Consider the following 20282-nt stretch of genomic DNA (forward strand, 5'->3'; position numbering starts at 1 on the left):
CGCGCGGGCCGCCCACCTACGGAGGTTCTCTTGTCCGGCAACGTCACCTCGTTGTTCCGCGGCACCGCGGCGCACAGCCCGTCGATGGCGGCGCTGACGCGGGAGAGCGGCGAGGCGACGGGCGCCGGCCCGGTGGACTTCTGCATCCCCTGCAACCCGTACTTCCCCACCCCGGCGATGTTCGAGGAGCTGGCCGGCCGGCTGCGCGACATCATCACGTACTACCCGAGCGGCGCCGACACCATCACCGCCGAGCTGTGCGGCCTGCTCCAACTGCCGCCGCAGTGCGTGGCGATGGGCAACGGCTCCACGGAGCTGATCACCTGGATCGACCATCTGCTGGTCCGGGAGTCCCTCGCCGTCCCCGTCCCCACCTTCGGCCGCTGGACCGACCAGCCCATGGAGACCGGCAAGCGGGTCGACATGTTCCCGCTCCAGGAGTCCAACGGCTTCGCCCTCGACCTCGCGCGGTACGCCGAGTTCATCCGGGTCCGCGGCACCCGGGTCGCCGTCGTCTGCAACCCCAACAACCCCGACGGCGGCTTCCTGCACAAGCAGGCGCTCGTGGAGTTCATGGACGCCATGGCCGACCGGGACCTGATCGTCATCGACGAGTCGTTCCTGGAGTTCGCCGACGCGGAGGCGGAGCCCAGTGTGGTCCAGGAGGCGATGCTGCGCCCCAACGTCGTCGTCCTGCGCAGCCTCGGCAAGAACTTCGGACTGCACGGCATCCGCTTCGGCTACCTGGTCGCCAACCCGGCGCTCGCGGGCCGGGTGCGCGCCATGCTCCCCAAGTGGAACCTCAACTCCTTCGCGGAGCACGTGGTGTTCATGCTGCGCGACCACGGGCCCGAGTACGCGCAGAGCCTGCACCAGGTCCGCCGCGACCGCCTGGAGATGGCCGGCCGGCTCTCCTCGCTGCCCGGCCTGACCGTCTATCCCTCCCAGGGCAACTTCCTCTTCGTGCGTCTGCCCGTGGGCGCCGAGGGCACCGTCGTCCGGGACCGCATGCTCACCGAGCACCGGGTCCTGGTCCGTGAGTGCGGCAACAAGATCGGTTCGTCCAGCCGCTTCCTGCGTCTCGTGGTGCGCCCCCAGGCCGACGTGCGTCGCCTGGTGTCCGGCCTGGAACAGGTGCTCTACGGGTCCGGGAGGGGAGCCGCCGTGCCCGAGCCCGCTACAGGGACCGGCTACAGCTCGGGCACGGCGGCGGTGGACCGGCTGATGAGCGAGACCAACGGGGCCGGACTGCGGGGGCTCGCCGCTCCGGCCGCCGGTGCCGGCACCCCGGGGCTCGTCGCCGCTCCGGCCGTCGGCACCGGCGTGCCGCTCCCCGCCGCGGTGCCCGCCCACCCGGCGGCGGCCGCCCTCGGCCCGATGGCGGCGCCGACGGCACCGCGGCAGGTCCCACAACCGGCGCCGGTCCCCCAGCCGGTGCCGTACCCCGGGCCGGTGCCGGTCCCCCACCCGGCACCGGCCCCGCAGCAGCCCATGCCCGCACCGGCCCCCTTCCCCGCGCCCGCCCCGGCCCCCGCCGCCGCGGCGGCGCGGTACCCGGCGCCCACCGGCCCCACCCCGCCCGGCGTCCCGGCCCGCGGTGGCCTCACGGCCGCCCAGGTCAGGGGCACCAACGGGCTGGAGTCGGTCCCGGCGACGGGCCGGCCGGGCCCGCCGAACTGGCCGAACCCGGCGGGCATGGGCCGTACGGGGTGAGGTCGCGGACCGTGCTTCACGCCGGGTTCAGCCGCCACTGCTGACAGGCGTTGTTCAGCCACGTCCACTGCCGTACGTCGGCGGAGTCCGCCGACGAGCAGTTCGCGACGTCGGCGACCTTGCCGGTGGCCTCGTTGACGATGCGGACGTGGCCGCCGTCGGTGGCGAGGAACCGGAACCGCTGGCAGGTGTTGTCCAGCCAGGACCACTGCCGCAGGTCCGCCCCGTCGGCGGCCGAGCAGTCGGCGGTGTCCAGCACCTTCCCGGTGGCCACGTTGACCAGCCGGTGGGTGTCGTCGCCGCGGTCCTCCAGGCGCCAGCGCTGGTTGGCGCCGCCGTTGCAGGAGTACTGCACCACGTCCGCCCCGTCCGCCGACGAACCCCCGGCCACGTCCAGGCACTTGCCGCTGTTGCGGTTGGTGACCGTGTACGTGGTCGAGACGGAGGCCGGCTCGCCCGAGGGCCCGGGCATGCTCGCCCCGAGCCGGACGGGTGTGCCGAGGTTCGGGGTGCCGTCGGAGTTCCAGCCGAACTTCTGCGCCCGCGCCGTACGCCCGTTGTCGCAGCCCTCCGAGGCGGCGTCGTTGGCGTGGTAGACGATCCAGCTCTCGGAGCCGTCGGGCGAGGTGAAGAAGCCGTTGTGCCCCGGCCCGTAGACGCCGTTGCCGTCACTGCGCTGGAACAGCGGCGTCGGTTTCTTCGTCCAGGAGGACGCGGACACCGGATCGGACCCGGTCAGTTCCAGCTGCCCGAGCTTGTAGTCGGGGGTCCAGCAGCCGCTGGCGGAGTAGACGAGGAAGGTCCGGCCGCCCCGCTGGAGGATCTCCGGCCCCTCGTTGACCGGGGCGCCCGAGCGTTCCCAGTCGTGCGTCGGCGTGGAGACGGTGGTGAAGGAGGAGGAGACCGTGTACGGGTTCGACATCCGCGCGGCGACGATGTTCTGGGTCCCGCTGTGCGTGCTGCCGAAGAGGTACAGCCGACCGTTGATCGTGGCCACCGTGGGGTCGAGCATCCAGGCCGGGTTGAGCTGCCCCCGGTAGGTGTACGGGCCCATGGGGTCGGACCCGGTGCTCTCCAGGACGTGGCTGCGCTGGGTCGGGTTGTAGTCGGGGACGTTCTGCCCGGCGACGTAGTACAGGTACCAGCGGCCGTTCAGGTAGTGCAGTTCGGGCGCCCAGATGTTGCAGCACCGGGAGGCCGCGTCGCCCTTCCAGACCTGCACGCCGGGAGCGGTGGCGAGCCCGCCGAGGGTGGGCGACCTGCGGACGGTGATGACGTCGGTCCAGCTCGTCGTCACCATGTAGTAGTTGCCGTCGTGGTGGGTGATCCAGGGGTCGGCGCCCTTCTGGGCCTTGACCGGGTTGGCGAAGGTGGCCGCGCTCGCGGAGGGCTGTCCGAGCGAGAGGGCGAGCAGCAGGGCGGCCAGCAGGGTCAGTAGGCGACGGGCCATCCGCTGCTCCAGTTCAGGAGGTTGATGCCGAGCTTGGGTGTGCCGTTGTCGTTGCCGTCGTAGTAGTGGTAGACGAGCAGGTCACCGTCCACGTCCTTCATGACCGACTGCCCGCCGGGACCGATGACGCTGCCGTGCGACTCCAGCACGGGAGTGCCGCCGTTGTTCATCATCGAGACGCCGTTCCGGTCGCGGTAGGGCCCGGTGACGCTGGTGGCCCGGCCCACCTTGATCTTGTACGTGGAGCTGGTGCCGGCGCAGCAGGTGTCGTACGAGGCGAAGAGGTAGTAGTACCCGTTGCGCTTGACGATGTAGGGGGCCTCGACGGCCTTGGTGCCGGACGGCCGGGAGGCGAGGGAGCGCCGGGCGGTGTCGGAGGCGTGCTGCTTGCCGGTGGACGGGTCGATGCGGATCATCTTGATGCCGGTCCACCAGCTGCCGAAGGACAGCCACCACTTGCCGTCGTCGTCGACGAAGAGGTTGGGGTCGATGGCGTTGAAGTCGCTGGAGGAGCCGGAGGTGTAGACGATGCCGTAGTCGCTCCAGCTGCCCGGCTGCCCGGTGGTGGAGCCGGCGAGCCCGATGGCGGAGGTGTTGGAGCCGAACTTCGAGACGGAGTAGTACATCAGGTACTTGCCGCCGTGGTACGAGATGTCGGGCGCCCACGCCTCCGGGACCGACGAGTAGCGCGACCACCAGCCGGGCCGGGAGCCGAAGGCGTCGGCGCCCGCCGCGAAGGCGGTGCGGTCGGAGGACGTCTTGCTGCTGATGCCTCCGCCGGTGGCGTAGAGCTGGTACTGCCCGGAGGCGGTGCGGATCATCGTCGGGTCGTGGGTGACGACGGAGCCGGTGACCCGGCCGGGGCCGGGGTACGCCGACGCCGTGGTGGGGACCAGCGAGAGCAGGGCGGCGGTGGGGAGGGCGAGGAGTGCGGTTCTTGTGCGCCTCATGGGGAACGCTCCTGTTCCATATCTCGAACGCCGATCGGACTGTCGGACGGAACGTAGAATCGAACCCCTTGCGCGTCAACGGTCTGCGCAGCAAGGGCAACCAACGTCCGGAAAACACCCCGTGGCAGAGGTGACACACCGGTGAATTCCTGACGGATCGTCGGCGCAACCGTGTTCGAGGACGGCCGCGCCCGGACAACATGGCCTCCCCATCCATGTGCGTGCCTGCGTCGGGAGTCGGTCATGAGCGGTGTCTCGTGGGAGTCGGTGATCGCGGTGTTCGGCCTCGCCGTACCCGTGGTCGCCGCCCTCTGGGAGTTCGTCGTGGCCGGCCGCAAACGGCTGGGCTACCGCGTCCAGATGGACACCAGCGCCCGGGATTCGGGCACGTCCACGGGACCGCAGGCCAGGATCCTCCAGCGCATGCAGTGGGACGGCGTCGACCTGGACGATCCCTCGGTCGTCCTGCTGCGCATCGAGAACGTCGGCTGGACCCCGATCGTCGAGGAGGACTACGTCGCCCGCATGGACGACCCGGTGGGCATACGCGCGGCGTTCCCGGGCCGCCGTGTGGTCGGCATGGTCGTGACGGAGTGCAGCCACCCCGTGCTGCGCGAGTTCTTCGAACCGGGCACGGCGGGCCTGGGAGCCACGGACGGCGTGATCACGCTGCCCAAGGTGAAGCTCAACCGCCGCGCCCACTACAAGGTGCTGGCGGTACTGGACCGCCTCCCCGACGCCACCGGGGACGACCTTCCCGGCCCGGAGATCAGCGCGGGCATCGTCGGCGGGGTGCGCGGCGGGACCATCAAGAGGACCGAGTACTACCCCTTCGCCTCCCGGCCGGTCCGCTGGCTCCTCGCCCTCCTCGTCCTCGTGAGCGTCGCCCAGTCCGTGTCCACCTTCGCCCGCGGCGAGGACGCGGTCGCCGCCCCGCTGGACTGCGCCGAGGGCACGCTGCACCTGTCGGGCTCCACCGCCTTCAAGGAGGTGCTGGAACAGGCCGCCGAGCAGTACGCCAAGACCTGCCCCGGGGCCCGGATCCCGCTGACCGCCGACTCGTTCCGGGGCAGCGTCCCCGGCCTGGACACCCTCGCCGCGGCGGGCGGGAAGGCCGAACTCGGCGAGGACGGCGGGCTGGGCGACCGGCTGGCCTTCAGCGACGGCCCCAAGTCCGACGGCCGCCCGCAACTGCTGCCCAGGCCGGTGGCCCTGTCGCTGTTCACCCTGGTCGTGAGCGAGGACACCGGGGTGCGGGACCTGTCGCTGAAGCAGGTCCGGGACATCTACGCCGGGCGGATCACCAACTGGAGCCAGGTCAAGGGCAACCCCCTGCCCGTCCAACTGGTCAGCCGGCACCCGGGCTCCGGCACCCGGACCGCCCTGGAGCGGCGGGTGCTGGACGGCAGCCCGCTGCCCGCGGTCACCACCAACGACTGCCGGAGCCTCGACACCGGCAGACCCGGCCGCTGCGAGGTCGGCGGCACCCGGGCCCTGCTGGACACCGTCGCCGCGACGCCCGGCGCCCTCGGCCACAGCGAGGTCGGCTCCGCCTCCGCCCACGAGGGGGTGCGGCAGGTCCGCATCGACGGCTACCCGGCGACGCTGGAGGGCGCCGACCAGGGGGCGTACCCCTTCTGGGAGACCGAGATCGCCTACACCTACGGCGAGCCGCCGGCGGACTCGATCGCCGCGGGCTTCCTGCGCTACCTCGCCGACGAGGTCGGCAAGGACATCATCCGCTCCCGGGGCCACCGCCCCTGCTCGGAACTGGCCGAGCCGCTGGTGTGCCGCCCGGGCGGGGCGTGACCCGGGCGGCCGTGCTCCGGGCGGTCAGGAGGCGGGGCACTCCTTCCACGCCAGGTGGTACACCGTGCTGATGTCCCCGTCCGTCGAGTCCATCGTCATGAAGCTCACCTCGGCGGGGTCGGACGTCCCCGTGCTCACCCGCAGCTCCGTGTTGATGTTGAAGTTGCGCTGGACCCCGCAGGGCGCCCAGACCAGCTGGGCCCAGTCGGTGCTGTCGGTGGCCTGCCAGTTGTCGTTGAGGGGGCCGTCGAAGGGGTGGGTGCGGTACTCCGTGTTCGGGGAGCCCTGGAAGTAGTACGAGGCCCGCTGGGTGCCCTTCGCGCCGTCCTGGAGGGCGGCGAAGCCGCGGTAGTCCGCGCTGGCCACGGCGTAGGTGAAGCCCTGCGGGACGTGGACGAGCAGGTTGAGCTGGCAGTTCTTGCGGAAGGCCGTGGGCGGCGAGCCGCCGCCGGCCTGGGCGAGGTAGTCGCTGTAGGTCACCGTGAAGGCGGTGTTGTCCTCCGAGACGGCGACGGCCGCGGTGCCCTGCGGGCAGCCGGAGCCGTTCACCGTGGCGACCTTGATGACGATCTTGTCCGGCGGCGGGTCCTCGAACCCGCCGGAGGGCTGGTGCTGCGCGGGCAGCACGGAGGTGAGGAGCGCGGCGATCGTGCCGCTCAGGAGCAGGCCGGTGGCCATGGGTCTCCCATCCCGGTCGGTGGGGGGTGTAGTTGAATGCACTGCACATGTGTTGTGCACATGTCATTTGCAACGCGCTCGCATCGTATGTTCGTCCGCCGGACCCGGACAGGTCACACTTTGGCCATTTACCGCAGCACCGCTCCGGTTGTGCAGAATGGCCCGGCAGCGAAGCAGCGGAAGTACGGCAAACAGGAGAGGCTCCCTTGGAGCTCAGCAGGCTCGGCAGACGAGCGTTCAGCGCCCTCGCGGGCACCACCGTCCTCGGTCTGGCGCTCGGCGGCAGCGTGAGCAGCCAGGCACTGCCCCGCTCCGGCGCCCGCGGGCCCGTGCCCACCGGCCCGCCGCCCGGCCCGCCCGCCGCCGACGGGCAGCGCCACCACGTCGCACTGGACCGCCACTCCCTGCTGGTCGACGGCCGGCGCCTGGCCCTGTGGGCCGGCGAGATGCACCCCTTCCGGCTGCCGAGCCCGTCCCTGTGGCGGGACGTCCTCCAGAAGATGCACGCGTACGGCTACAACGCGGTCAGTGTCCGCGTCGCCTGGAACGTGCACTCCCCCGCCCCGGGCGAGTACGACTTCACCGGCGTCCGCGACCTGGACCTGTTCCTGCGCACGGCCGCCGAGACCCGGATGTACGTCGTCCTGGACCCGGGCCCGTACATCGGCGCGGACGTGGACGCCGGCGGCCTGCCCGGCTGGCTGACGGCCACCGGGGGCGAGGCCCGGACCACCGACCCCGCGTACCTGCGCCACGCCGACGAGTGGCTGAGCCGCGTCAACGCGGTCGCCGCCCGGCACCTCTACACCCGCGGCACCGGCACCGTCCTGCTCTACCGCCTCGACGCCGCGCGGCGCGCCCAGCTGTCCCACCTGCACGAGAGGGTCCGCGCCGACGGGATCGACGTACCCCTGCTGCACGCCGACACCCCCGTCGTCCCGGGCGAGCCCGAGCGGACCCGGGACGCCGGCGAGGCTCGGCAGCTCCACCTCGCACAGCTCGCGCGGGGAACCGCGCTGCACCAGGTGCGCACCGCGTTCGGCGGCACCTCCTGGGGCTGGCTGCCCGCGCCGTCCGCGCCCGGCCCGACGTACGACCCCGCCGCCGGGATCGACGAGGCACGGCGGCCGACGGAGAAGACGGCCCCGCTCCACCAGCTCGGGCAGCTCCTGCGCCACGTGCCCGACTTCACCCGGCTGGAGGAGGCCGCCGAGGTCCGGGCCGCCGACGCCCGCCTGCGGGTGCGGCACCTCGCCAACCCGGACACCGGCACCCACGCCTACGTCGTGCGCAACGACTCCGCCACCGACGTCACGTCGAGGCTGCCGATGGGCGGGACCGACGTGGAGGTCACCGTCCCCGGCCGGGACGCCAAGCTGTTCGCCACCGGGCTGCACCTGGGCGCGGGGCGGAAACTGGCGTACGCCACCGTGCAGCCCATGCTCTCCATGAGCGTCGGGAAGCTGGACATCGCCGCCTTCGTGGGCCGGGCCGGGGACAAGGCGCACCTGGTGCTGGACTGCCCGCACGATCCGTGGCCGACCCGGATCAACGAGGAGGTCGCCTGGACGTTCGTCCGCGGGAAGCTGCACGTCACGGTGGAGCTCGGGAAGAACAGGCTGACCCGGCTCCGGATCCGCAGCGGCAAGACCGACCGCACCATGATCGTGCTCTTCGCCGACGACGCCGCCTCCCTGCGGCTGTGGCCGTACGAGACCCCGTCGGGCCGGGTGCTCGTGTACGGCCCGGCGCTGCTGCGCGACGTCGCCCTGGACGGTGACACCATCCGGCTGACCGGGGACACAGTCGAGGAGAGCGACCTGGAGGTATGGGCGCCGCCCGGCATCACGGACGTCACCTGGAACGGCAGCCGGGTGACCGCGTCGCTCGGCCGGGCCCACAGCCTGTGGGCCGCCTGGTCCCTGCCCGGCGTCCCCGAGCTGGTCCTGCCCGCGCTGGACGGCTGGCGGCGCCGCGACGAGAACCCGGAGGCCCGGCCCGGCTACGACGACTCGGGGTGGACGGCCGCCGACCGGAAGACGTCGTTCAGCACGACCCCCGTGCCCGAGGGGCAGCCGGTGCTCTTCGCCGACGACTACGGCTTCCACTACGGCGACGTCTGGTACCGGGGCCGGCTCACCGGCGCCGAGGGCCTGGAGTCGGTGTCGTTGTCCTACAGCACGGGCGCGCGGGGGCTGCTGATGGCCTGGCTGGACGGGGAGCCGCTGGGCACGCACCGCGTGGAGGGGGACGGCCGGCGGGGCACGTGGACCGCAACGGCCCGGTTCCGGCTGCCGGACGGATCGCGGGCCGCACTGCGGGAGCGGCCCGGCGCGGACGGCCCACCGGTGCTGTCGGTCCTGGTCCGGCGGACCCAGCACGCCCAGGACGACTACAAGGCGGCCCGCGGGCTGACCTCGGCCGCGTTCGAGGGGGCCTCGCCCGAGGTGGCCTGGCGGATCATGGGTACGGCCGCCGCCGACCCCGTGCGCGGGCCGCTGAACAACGGCGGCCTGTACGGGGAACGGCACGGCTGGCATCTGCCCGGGTACGACGACGGCGACTGGGAGCCCGTCTCCTCCCCGGGCGGCGGCGACCGGCGCCAGGGCGTGACCTGGTACCGGACCGCCTTCCGGCTGGACGTCCCGCCGGACGTGGACGCCTCCGTCGGGCTGGTCCTCGACGGGCCGGGCCGCGGCCAGCTCTTCCTGAACGGCTGGAACATGGGCGAGTACGCGGGTGACGTCACGGGCGAGCCGCACACCTTCGTCCTGCCCAACGGCATCCTGCGCACCCGCGCCGCCGCCAACACCCTGGCCCTCGCGGTGCTGTCCGACGGCACGTCGGCGCCGGGGCCGGGGGCGGTGCGGCTGGAGCTGCTGGGCGGCGCGGCCGGAGGGGTGCGGGTGGAACCGGTCCCCTCTCCCGGCAGGCGCCGCGACTGAGACCGAGGCACCGACGGCGCTCGGGGACGGACCGCGTCATCCGTCGTGGCAGAGGGGCTCCCGGGGGAGGGAGACGCCCAGGCCCTCCTTTTCGGCAGGGGTGAACTCCCGGTAACCGATCACGCGGCACAGCTGGCGCTCCCACAGAGCCGCGTCGAGCCGGATGAACCGGTACGCGGAGTCCACCATCTCGTCGTCCCGGAACATGAGGCTCCTGCCATCGGCCGATGCGTCGACGTAGGAGTACCCCCGGAAGCCGTCGACGGGGACGCCGAAGGTGTAGGTGTCCTCCGACCTGCCCGCGCCGATGTCGTAGAAGTGCACCGAGGTACGCGACGCCAGCAGGAAACGCCCGTCGCGGAGGAACTGGGCGACAAAGCCACGGCTGTGGGGGTCGCTGGTGAAGATCGGCCCGATTTCCTTGTGCGGCGGGTCGCTCTGCCAGAGTTCGACGTTCCCTCCTCTGCGGAGCACGGCGAAGGACTCTCCGTCCGGGGCGAACTCGGCCCTCGCCGTGTCCGGTCCCGTCCTGACCGTCCTCAGCTCGCTCCCCGTCACCGGATCGATGATGTGGACCCTCGGGTCGCCCCACACGACGACGGCCAGGTGACCGGGCTCCGGAGAGTGGCTGACCTGGAGAACGCTCTTGGCGGTGACCCCGTTGATCAGACGGCGCAAGTCCGTCCGCGCCGTCTGCCGTCCGGTCCTCCGGTCCCACTGCTGCACCACCGGGCCGGACACCGTCACCACGCTGTCCTTGGACAGGAGGTAACTGAACGTCGAGCCACCGTCCGGCGGATCCGCCGCGGTGATCGTACGGAGAGGGCGCAGGTCCGAGGCCCGGCGCAGCACGACGGTGCGCTTCCCGGTCTGGTCGGCCACCACCTCCCCGTCCGCGCTGAACCCGAGCACCGCGTCCCGGTTTTCGAAGTCGCCCGCCCGGCGTTCCGCCTCGGCCAGCACTTTGCCGCCCTCGTCCGACGCGCGGCGCACGATTCGCTTCCCGCTGTCCGCCAGGCCCACGAAGGACCTCCCGTCCGGAGAGAAGGCCGCAAGCGGCAGCGGATCCATCCGGGGGCTCTGCGGCCGGGCCGGAATGAACAGCACGCTCTTCTCGGTGGCGGCCAGGATCACTGGGGCACCGTCGACCGTGACCACCTTCTGGACCGTTGTGCTCGGGTCCACGGCTCTCCCGGTGGAGAAACGCCGACCGTTTTCGAGGTCGAGCAGGTGGAAACGGTATCCGCCCGTACCGCCGTACTCCTGTGTCACCGCCCATCTGCCGCTGTCGGCGACGGCTTCCAACCCGCACTGCTCATCGTCTCCCAGGCCCGAGCCCGTGTAGCGGAGCGTCTCCTGTGGACGCCCGGTCCTCCGTACGGTGAGTACGCGCTCTCCGTGCTCCTTCGAGGGCTCGCAGACGGCTACGGCGTTCCCCGCGTCGGACACCTCGAAGAGCGGGGTCGGTGCCACGACGACCCGCGAGTTCCGCGTGCTTCGGTCGATGGCGAGCAGCGTGCCCTTCTCGGTCTCCCGGTCCCAGACACTGGCCAGCAGCTCTCGGTCGTCCGAGCCGATGTGCACACCGTCGAAGCGGCTGGTCTCCGACGACCCGGTGGGCAGCGGAACCGTTCCCGACGTTCCCCTTTCGAGATCCCACCAGGCGATCGCCGTGGCGTCCGCCCCGGTCTGTGCGACGATCCGCCCGTCACTCGACACCGCGGCGTCGTCACCGGCGGTGCTGTAGCCGGGGGGCGGTTCGAGCTGGGGCGGCAGATGATGCCCGGGGCCGGCCAGCTCACCGGGATCGCCGTCGCGCCGCACGTCGAACCACACCAGTTCCCGCTCGTCGGTGAAGAACCCGGCCCGGCTACCGTCCGGGGAGACGAAGCTCAGTCTGGCCTGGTACGGCAGGTCGAGCCGTTGGGTGCGTACCGTTCCCGTGGCAGCGTGCACGTACAGCGTGGGTTTGCCGAAGTCCGAGTGCACGAGGACCACTTCGCCGTCCTCGCTCGCGGCGACGCCACCGACCGAGCCGTCGGACCCGGACAGCATGCGCTGATCGGGACGGTGGGCGAGCCGGGCCCGCAGCAGGGCGTCCCGGGCCTGCTCGGTCGGGGACGTCCGGTAGGCCGCCAGCGCCGTCATGACGGAGACCACCGGGTCCGACGTCCCCAGGTCGGCCGAGCTCTGCGCCAGCGCGCGCGAGGCGGACTCCGCGGCGCGCTGGTCACTGACGTAGCGGTAGTAGGCGAACAGTGCGCCGAAGAGGACCGCGAGGGCGGTGAGGGAGGCGATGGCGGTGGTCAGCGCGCGCCGTCTCCGCCGTCGCGCGTGCCGGTAGGTCCGACCGCGACGCAGGTAGTCCCGCTCGGCGTCGGTCAGGAACCGGCCGCGGTCGGGCAGCCAGCGTTCGGCCGCTTCCAGGGCCGACCAGGACGGCAGGAGATCCGGCGGCCTTCCCCCGTGCTCCCAGCGTTCGCTGTCGTGGCGCAGCGTTTCACGCCAGACGAGAAACGCCCGGTCCTCCTCGGTCCAGTCGGCCAGGCGCCGCCATTCGCCGATGAGGGCCTCGTGCGCCACCTCGACCGTCTCCAAGCCCTCGGCGTTGCGCCCGGTGACGAGCAGGCGTGCGTCGGCCAGGGTCTGCGCGATGTCCCAGGCCTCGGCGTCCAGTTCACTGCGCAGCGCGGTCCGCCGGGTGATCGCACTGGTGCCGAGGGGCACGCGCACCAGTGTCGCGAACAGCCGGCGTGCGGCGGGCGCCGTGTGCTGCGGGACGTGTGCGTTCCACAGACGTTCCGCGTGCTGTCCCAGCGCTCCCGCCACGCCGCCCAGTTCCTCGTAGGACTCGTGCGTGAGGACTCCGCCGTGCTGGTTCCGCCACAGCCGGTCCAGGGTGAAGCCGAGCAGGGGCAGCGCGCCCGGTTCCTGCCCCGCGTCGGCGAGCACCCGCTCGACGAGACCGGCCTCGTAGCCGACTCCCGGTACGGCGTCCACCGGTGCGGTGACGATCCGGCGAAGCTGCCGCGGGCCGGGAGCGGCGAGGGCGTGGAGCCGGTTGCGGAAGGCCGCGCCCACCTGTGCATGGGTCAGCGCACTGTCCAGGAAGTCGGCGCGGAGGGTGGTGAGCACGTGCAGGCCCTCGGGCAGGGGCGCGGCGTAGAGCGCGCCGGCCAACTCGTCCACGAGGCCGGGGGCGGAGACGAGCAGTTCCTCGAACTGGTCGACGACGAGGAGCAGGGCGCGGGTTCCCCGGCGTTCCCGTATCGCGCTGACGGTGTCCGCGATGCCCTGCCGCTCGAGGACGCTCACCAAGGACGGAAGCCGCTCCAGCCGGTCGACGGCGGACAGGCCGGGTTCCAGCAGGGGCAGTAGCGCGGCCGCCAGTGCGGCCAGTGGCCGGCTGCCGGAGGCGGGCCGCAGTACGCCCACGGAGAATCCCTGGGCACGCAGGCGGGGTACCACGCCGGCCAGGGCCAGCGATGACTTGCCCGACCCCGACGGGCCGACCAGGCAGACCTGGCGTTCGGCGGCCACCTCGGCGGTCAGCTCCTCGCTCTCCTCCTCCCTGCCGTGGAAGCACGCGGCGTCCGTCTCCCGGAACGGGGCCAGGCCGCGGAACGGGGAGACCGGCGACGTCAGGGCCCGCAACGGCTCCCATAGGCGCAGCAGCGCGTCGGAGGGGATGAGATAGCTCGCCGCGGGCTCCCCGGACTCCGCCACGGCCACCATGCCGACGACGGCGGACAGATCCTCGTCCCACACGGGACTGCCGCTGAATCCCCCGGAGACCCGGTAGCCGTGGGATGCCAGGTCGGCCTGGATCCATCCGTCGGCCTGGCGGGAGCGGAGCACTCCGGCGTGCCACACGCCGGCCGGGCGCCCCTGGGGGAAGCCGAAGATCCGGGCCGGGTGCCCCCACACGTCCGGCGCGTCGACCATTCTCACCGGGCGTGCCCGCGGGAGCACGGTTTCCAGACGCAGCACCGCCACGTCGTCGTCCCCCGCCGCGAAGTGCACGATCCGGGCCGGCACCGCGGCCCGGCCGGACTCGGCCGCGGGCAGGAGAGGCAGCTCGACGAACACCCGCGCCGTCGCCGCGGGAGGGTGGTCCTCGGGCGTTCCGAGGGCGGCGCTCACCACGTGGGCGCAGGTCAGGGCGGTCTGCTCGCCGACCAGAAAACCGGCGCCCCAGCAGTTTCCCTGCCGGTCCGTGACGCGCAGGACGGCCGAGTCGAGCGCCGCCGGGCCGTTCCCGCCTGTCGGGGCGGTTTCCGGCACCCTCAAGCCCCCGGTTCGGCCGTCGGACGGCCCGCGTCCCCGCTCCCGCTCCGGTCCCATGTGAGGGTTACGGTGAAGTGCGCCTGGGCCGTGCTGCTGCTGATCACGATGTCGGCCGCGGCCGACAGCGACAGGCCGAACTCCACAGTGATCTCCTGCGGGCCCGGCGCCGTCTCGCCGAAGGTGTTCACCAGTTGCTGGGCCACGGGCCGGAGCCCGGACAGCATCTCTGCCATGGAGCGGCTCGCCCTGGCCACCACCTGTCCGGGCCGGGCCACCTTGACCAGACCGTCTTCCGGCTTTTCCCGGACCTCGACCTTGACGGCACGAGCCGCTCCGTCAGGCCCGTCGTCGAGCGGCAGCTCCACCACGTACGTCATCGTGCTCCCCGTCACATGTGTTCGCTCCGCTCCTCGCTTCCTGTAGGCGCGGCCTCATCAGCCACTCCATCGTCGCCGGTCACATGCCAGCAACAGCCATTTCGGCCAACCTCCGTGCCTCCGGCCCGCCTGCTCCCGGTGCGCGGGCGACACCGGAGCACTCCGTCTCCCGGGGATCGCGCCGCCCACGCCCGGTCGTCGCCCGCGGGCACTGAGGCGGTCCTCAGCGCAGCCGGATGACGTTCCAGGACAGCGGCTCCAGGGTGGCGCTCAGCCCGCCGTCGCTCACCGTCGTGCCGTCCACCGCGTGCGGGACGACCCGCTCGGGGTCGGCGAGGGTGTTGCGGGCGTCGGGGTCGGCATCCGCGAGGGCGCTGTGCTCGACGACCTCGGTGAGGCCGAGGCCGCCGAGGGCGACCTCCAGCGGCAGCGGCTCGGTGCGCGAGCGGTTGACGGCGAAGACGGTGACCGAGCCGTCCTCGGCGCGCACGGCGGTGGCGTGCAGCAGGTCGGCCTCGCCGTACCTCTTCGTCTCGTACGTCGGTGAGTCCACCCGGACGTCCAGGACCTCACCGCGGCCGTGCTTCGAGGCCTGGGCGAAGGGGAAGAACGTCGTCTGGCGCCAGGCGGGGCCGCCCGGCTCGGTCATGATCGGGGCGATGACGTTGACGAGCTGGGCGAGGCAGGCGACGGTGACGCGGTCGGCGTGCCTGAGCAGGGCGATGAGGAGCGAGCCGAAGACCACGGCGTCGGTGACGCTGTAGTTGTCCTCCAGCAGGCGGGGCGCCTCGGGCCAGTCGAGGGCGCTCACCTCCGCCTGGGTCTTGGCCATGTACCAGACGTTCCACTCGTCGAAGGAGAGGTTGATCTTCTTCTTGGACTTGAGGCGGGCGCCGACGTGGTCGCAGGTGGCGACGACGTTCTCGATGAAGGACTCCATGTCCACGGCGGAGGCGAGGAAGGAGTCGACGTCGCCGTCGTGCGGCTCGTAGTAGGCGTGCAGGGAGATGTGGTCGACCAGGTCGTAGGTCTCCTTCAGGACGGTCGCCTCCCACGCGGCGAAGGTCTCCATGGACTGGCCGGAGGAGCCGCAGGCGACGAGTTCGAGGTCCGGGTCGATCTGGCGCATGGCGCGGGCGGTCTCGGCGGCGACGCGGCCGTACTCCTCGGCGGTCTTGTGGCCGGTCTGCCAGGGGCCGTCCATCTCGTTGCCCAGGCACCACAGGCGGATGCCGAAGGGGTCCTTGTCGCCGTGCTCGGCGCGCAGGTCGGAGAGGGCGGTGCCGGAGGGGTGGTTGGCGTACTCCTGGAGTTCGAGGGCCTCGGCGACGCCCCGGGTGCCGAGGTTGACAGCCATCATCGGCTCGGCCTGGGGGCCGATCTTCTTGAGGAAGGCGATGTACTCGGACAGGCCGAAGCGGTTCGACTCGGTGGTGCGCCAGGCCAGGTCGAGGCGGCGGGGGCGGTCCTCGACCGGGCCGACCGAGTCCTCCCACTTGTAGCCGGAGACGAAGTTGCCGCCGGGATAGCGGATGGCGGTGACGCCGAGTTCGCGGACCAGTTCCAGCACGTCGGTCCGTATGCCGTCGGCGTCGGCGGCGGGGTGGCCGGGTTCGAAGACGCCGGTGTAGACGCAGCGGCCGAGGTGTTCGACGAAGGAGCCGAAGAGGCGGGGGTTGACTTCGCCGACGGTGAAGGCGGGGTCGAGGGTGAAGCGGGCCGTTCGCATGTGCGCCTTTCGGAGAGGGGGTGCTTGTTCGTTGGCGGCTGAAGGTCGCCGGTGGCTGGTCGCGCGGTTCCCCGCGCCCCTAAGCCACGGTCGGCCAACCGTTCCTCGCCCAGTTCAGCTCGTTGAGCCCGAGCTTCGGCGTACCGCTGTCCTGCTTGTCGTAGTAGTGGTACGCCAGCCAGTCGCGGCCCCGGTCGCGGAAGACCGACTGGCCGCCGGTGCCGATGTAGCGGCCGTGGCCGGCCAGGAGCAGGTCTCCGCCGCCCTCCAGCAGGGGCTTGCCCGTGCTGTCGACGTAGGGGCCGGTGACCGACGTCGACCTGCCGACCTTGATCTTGTACGTGCTGTCCACACCGGAGCAGCAGGCGTCGTGCGAGGCGAAGAGGTAGTAGTACCGGCCGTGCTTGACGATCTCCGGGCCCTCGACCGCGTACGGCTCGTCCGGCCGGGTCGCCAGATGGTGGACCTCCGCGCCCTCGACGGCCTTGCCCGTCTCCGGGTCCAGCTCGACCATGCGGATGCCGGACCAGTACGAGCCGAAGGACATCCACAGTCTGCCGTCGGCGCGGACGACCGCCGGGTCGATGGCGTTCCAGGTGTCGGTGGTCTCGGAGGAGAAGACCTTGCCGTGGTCGGTCCAGGTGCCGGGCAGGCCGGTGCTGGAGGTGGCGACGCCGATCGCGGAGTGGTTGGTGCCCCAGGAGGAGACGGCGTAGTACAGCCAGTAGCGGCCGGCGCGGTAGGTGAGGTCGGGGGCCCACGGGTCGCCGGTGTCGTTGTACTCGTACCACCAGGCCGGGGGCTTCCCGAAGGCGTTGCCCGCGTCGTCCCAGTGCCTGCCGTCCTCGGAGAGGCGGGCGCCGATGACGCCGCCGGTGGAGTAGGCGACGTAGCCGCCGGACTTGAGGCGCAGCACGGTGGGGTCGTGGATGATCTCCTGACCCGTGATGGGGCGCGGGTCGGGGTAGCTCTGCGCCGCCTGGGCCGTGTGGGGCAGCAGGGCCACCAGGGCCGCGGTCGCCGCGGCGGTGAGGATTCTGCGTACGGTCACTGTCCCGCCAATCCCGTGTGGGCGACGCCCGCCACGATCTGCCGCTGGAAGAAGACGAAGACGACGATCAGGGGCAGGCCGGCCATGAGGCCGCCGGCCATGAGCTGGGCCCACTGGATGCCGTAGGAGTTCATGACGGTCGCGATGCCGTTCGGCATGGTCATCAGGTCGGGGTTGTTGGTGACCATGTAGGGCCACAGGAAGTTGTTCCAGGAGCTGATGAAGGTGAAGATGCCGACCGCCGCGAGCGAGGGGCGGGAGAGCGGCACGATGATGGTGAAGAAGACCCGCCAGCGGCCGGCGCCGTCGATGAAGGCGGCCTCCTCCAGTTCGCGCGGGATGCCCTGGAAGAACTTGTAGAGGATGTAGACCATCGCGGCCGGCGCGCACTGCGGCAGGATCATGCCCCAGTAGGTGTCGACCATCCCCATCTGCTGGACGGTGGTGAACAGGGGCACGCCGAGCACGGCCGGGGAGATCATGAGGCCGGCCATCACCAGGGCCATCAGGGCGCCCTTGCCGCGGAACTCGGTGCGGGCGAAGCCGTAGCCGGCCAGCGCGCTCACCAGCAGGACCACCGTCGTGACGCAGACCGACACGACGAGGGAGTTGACGAACCAGTTGGTGATGTTGCCGGTCTCGAAGAGGGCCGTCCAGGCCTGGCCGGTCCAGTCCTCGGGCAGCCAGTGCGTGGGTACCTCGACGGCCTCGGTCTCCGACTTGAGGGAGGTGAACAGGGCCCAGGCGAGGGGTGCGAGGAAGACCGCGGAGACGGCGGTGCCGAGCAGCGTGAGCACGATCTGGCCGGGGGTCCAGGCCCGGCGGGGCCGGGTGCGGACCGATGGTGCGGCGGTGGTCATCGGCCGCCCTCCTCACGGTTGCGCAGCAGCCACATCCGGGCGAGGGCGACGGCCGCGATGAGCACGAAGAAGATGATGGAGATCGCGGAGGCGTAGCCCACGCGGTAGCTGGTGAAGCCCTGTTCGAGGGTGTACTGCACGAAGGTCCGGGTCGATTCCTCCGGGCCGGGCCCGAAGTCCTGCATGACGACGGCCTGGTCGAAGACCTGGAGCGAGGCGAGGATCTGGAGGGCGACGACGAGTCCGGTGATGTTGCGCAGCATCGGCAGCGTGATGTGGAGCGTGCGGTGCCAGGCGTTCGCGCCGTCCAGCTTGGCGGCCTCGTAGAGGTGGGCGGGGATGCCCTGGAGGGCGGCGAGGTAGAGCAGGAAGCTGAAGCCGACCGTCCACCACAGGGTGGCGATGACGACGGCGAGCAGCGCGTAGGACTTGTCGGTCAGCCAGGGTGTCTGAAGGCCGAAGACGTGGTTGATCATTCCCGTGCCGGGGTTGAACAGCCACTGCCACAGGTTGGCGGCGACGGTGGACGGCAGCAGGAAGGGCAGGAAGAAGCACAGCCGCCACAGCCACTTGCCGCGTTCGATGTGGTGGGCGAGCATCGCCAGCAGGAAGGCGAGGGCCGTGATGCAGGGAACGACTAGCAGCGTGAAGTAGGCGCTGTGGCCGAACGCGTCCCACATCAGGGGGTCCTGGAGGGCCTCGCGGTAGTTGTCGAGGCCGATGAAGCTCGCGCCGTCGCCGGAGATGTTGGCGTCGGTGAAGCTGAGGTAGAGGCCGCGCAGCAGCGGCCAGATCACGAAGAGCGCGAACAGGGCGAGGAACGGGGCGACGAACCAGCCGCCGTGCTGGAAGCCCTGCCTGCGGCGGACGGTGGCGCCGGCCGCGGCGGTCTTCGCCCGCGCGGGGCGGACGATCGTCTCGGCGCTGGTGGTGGTCATGCTCAGGCACCTCCCTGCGCGGCGGTCCGGCCGTCCATCGGGTTCTTCATGGCGAGCAGTTCGGTCAGCGCGCCCTTCATCCGGCGGGCGGCGGCCTCGGGCTTGGTGGAGCCCATCGTGGAGGAGACGACGATGGGGCCGACGCGCTGGGCGAGGATGCCGGTGGAGCCGGCGAACCACACCTTCGGTTCGGTGGCCTGGTGGTCCATGGCGGCGGCGTACTCGTTCTGCGGCTCCAGTTCGCGGTACGCGGCGGTGGACAGGGTGGGGGTGTAGGCGGGGATGTGGCCGCCGGCCGCCCACTGCCGGGCGTGCTTGACGACGTAGGCGGCGAGCCGGTGCGCGGCCTCGTTGGTGGCGCCGCCGCGGTCCGCCTGGTGCGGGAGTACGAAGGAGTGCGACTCGGCGTGGGTGGCCCGCTCGCCGAAGACGGGCGGCAGCGGGGTGGCGCCGTAGTCGAGCTTCGCCCCCGAGAAGACCGGCACCGACCAGTTGCCCTCCCAGGCGAAGGGTGCGCCGTTGACGAACTGTTCGGCGCCCGCGCCGCCTCCGAAGCCGGGGTTGGCGTACCCGTCGGCGATGTGCCGGCGCAGGAATTCCAGCACCTGGACGGCCTTGCCGGTGTCGAAGGTGACGTCCGTCTTGGTGTCGTTGAACCAGGTGCCGCCGAGCTGGGTGTAGAAGGCGACGAAGAACCACCACTGGAAGTTCTGGTCGTTGTGCCAGAAGCCCATGGTCTGCAGGCCCTTCCCGGTGGCCTTCCTGGCTTCCTTCAGCACGCCGAACCACTCGTCGACGGAGGTGACCGGGACCATCCGGCCGTCGTCGCCGAGCAGGCCCGCCTTCTTCAGCACGTCCTTGCGGTAGAAGCAGAGCTGGACGTGGATGTCGAGGGGGAGGGCGTAGAGCTCGCCGTCGATGACGGCGCGCCGCCACAGCTCGGGGTTGAAGTCGGCTTCCCGCACGCCGTACTTGGCGAGCAGGCCGACGTCCCAGGGGTCCAGGAGGCGGCCGGGCGAGAAGCCGGTGACGCGGCCCAGGTGCATCACGCCGAGGTCCGGCGCGCGGTTGCCGGCGGCCGCCATGGCGAGCTTGGTGTAGAAGGGGCTGCCCCACTGGAGGGTGGAGTCCTGCACGTCGATGCCGGGGTTGTCCCTCCGGAAGGCGTCCAGCATCGCGATCATGTTGTACCCGTCGCCGCCGCTGAAGAGGTTCCAGTAGCGCACCCGGGTGTCCGCGTCGGAGGCCAGGGCGTCGGCGCCCGTGCCGAGGGCCGCGAAGCCGAAGCTCCCCGCGACCGTCAGGCCACCCGCCGCGGCCAGAAAGTGCCTGCGATTCAGGTCAGGTCGTCCCATGCCCTGCCCATCTGTCATGAAGCTGTTCGATATTTCGGATGACGCTCGTAACTTCGAACGGGACCGTAAGGTGGCACGACGGGCGCGTCAATGGGTCGCGCACGACTTTCCACGACCGGGAGTCGTTCCGCGTTGAACAG

The 20282-nt window shown here is 71.6% G+C and carries 13 protein-coding genes; 3 read left to right on the top strand and 10 right to left on the bottom strand.

From position 1 onward, the window contains the following. Window positions 1–30: 30 nt before the first annotated feature. Complete coding sequence (locus M6G08_RS03105) at window positions 31–1713, top strand: pyridoxal phosphate-dependent aminotransferase (RefSeq protein WP_272585646.1); 1683 nt, start codon at window positions 31–33, stop codon at window positions 1711–1713. Between the two features lie 16 nt (window positions 1714–1729). Here M6G08_RS03105 and M6G08_RS03110 read toward each other — a convergent pair whose 3' ends face one another. Together M6G08_RS03110 and M6G08_RS03115 are read right to left on the bottom strand one after the other, a co-directional pair. Further along, window positions 1730–3163, bottom strand: coding sequence for a family 43 glycosylhydrolase (locus M6G08_RS03110; RefSeq protein WP_272585647.1), 1434 nt, complete (start codon window positions 3161–3163; stop codon window positions 1730–1732). Beyond that, on the bottom strand, window positions 3145–4113 hold the full coding sequence (locus M6G08_RS03115; protein ID WP_272585648.1) for an arabinan endo-1,5-alpha-L-arabinosidase: 969 nt from the start codon (window positions 4111–4113) through the stop codon (window positions 3145–3147). Before M6G08_RS03115 ends, M6G08_RS03110 begins: the two co-directional genes overlap by 19 nt. Before the next feature lie 243 nt (window positions 4114–4356). On the opposite strand from M6G08_RS03115, the gene M6G08_RS03120 reads away from it, so the two are divergent. Continuing rightward, complete coding sequence (locus M6G08_RS03120; protein ID WP_272585649.1) at window positions 4357–5922, top strand: substrate-binding domain-containing protein; 1566 nt, start codon at window positions 4357–4359, stop codon at window positions 5920–5922. Between the two features lie 24 nt (window positions 5923–5946). Here M6G08_RS03120 and M6G08_RS03125 read toward each other — a convergent pair whose 3' ends face one another. Then, the gene (locus M6G08_RS03125) at window positions 5947–6600 is read right to left on the bottom strand and encodes a DUF4360 domain-containing protein (protein ID WP_272585650.1); all 654 of its coding nucleotides are present in this window, start codon (window positions 6598–6600) and stop codon (window positions 5947–5949) included. 206 nt (window positions 6601–6806) lie between these two features. Between M6G08_RS03125 and M6G08_RS03130 the strand changes: the two genes are divergently transcribed. After that, window positions 6807–9545: a beta-galactosidase gene (locus M6G08_RS03130; protein ID WP_272585651.1), complete on the top strand. Its 2739-nt coding sequence runs from the start codon at window positions 6807–6809 to the stop codon at window positions 9543–9545. A 36-nt stretch (window positions 9546–9581) separates the two neighbouring features. Here the strand turns inward: M6G08_RS03130 and M6G08_RS03135 are convergent, their stop codons facing one another. From M6G08_RS03135 to M6G08_RS03165, 7 genes are all read right to left on the bottom strand, one after another. Beyond that, window positions 9582–13829, bottom strand: a complete 4248-nt coding sequence (locus tag M6G08_RS03135; protein WP_272585653.1) for an nSTAND1 domain-containing NTPase — start codon at window positions 13827–13829, stop codon at window positions 9582–9584. Between the two features lie 2 nt (window positions 13830–13831). Then, entirely contained in the window at window positions 13832–14224 is a 393-nt protein-coding gene (locus M6G08_RS03140) for a CU044_2847 family protein (RefSeq protein WP_272585654.1), read from the bottom strand. Window positions 14225–14432: 208 nt separating this feature from the next. Then, window positions 14433–15938, bottom strand: a complete 1506-nt coding sequence (arfA, locus tag M6G08_RS03145; protein ID WP_272585655.1) for an arabinosylfuranosidase ArfA — start codon at window positions 15936–15938, stop codon at window positions 14433–14435. Between the two features lie 79 nt (window positions 15939–16017). Then, window positions 16018–16989, bottom strand: a complete 972-nt coding sequence (locus M6G08_RS03150; protein WP_272585656.1) for an arabinan endo-1,5-alpha-L-arabinosidase — start codon at window positions 16987–16989, stop codon at window positions 16018–16020. Next, entirely contained in the window at window positions 16986–17849 is an 864-nt protein-coding gene (locus tag M6G08_RS03155; RefSeq protein ID WP_272585657.1) for a carbohydrate ABC transporter permease, read from the bottom strand. Before M6G08_RS03155 ends, M6G08_RS03150 begins: the two co-directional genes overlap by 4 nt. Next, complete coding sequence (locus M6G08_RS03160) at window positions 17846–18787, bottom strand: carbohydrate ABC transporter permease (RefSeq protein ID WP_272585658.1); 942 nt, start codon at window positions 18785–18787, stop codon at window positions 17846–17848. Before M6G08_RS03160 ends, M6G08_RS03155 begins: the two co-directional genes overlap by 4 nt. 2 nt (window positions 18788–18789) lie before the next feature. Beyond that, complete coding sequence (locus M6G08_RS03165) at window positions 18790–20142, bottom strand: extracellular solute-binding protein (RefSeq protein WP_272585659.1); 1353 nt, start codon at window positions 20140–20142, stop codon at window positions 18790–18792. Between the last annotated feature and the right edge of the window lie 140 nt (window positions 20143–20282).

Origin of the sequence: Streptomyces sp. M92 (genome assembly GCF_028473745.1) — a bacterium.
Taxonomy (GTDB): domain Bacteria; phylum Actinomycetota; class Actinomycetes; order Streptomycetales; family Streptomycetaceae; genus Streptomyces.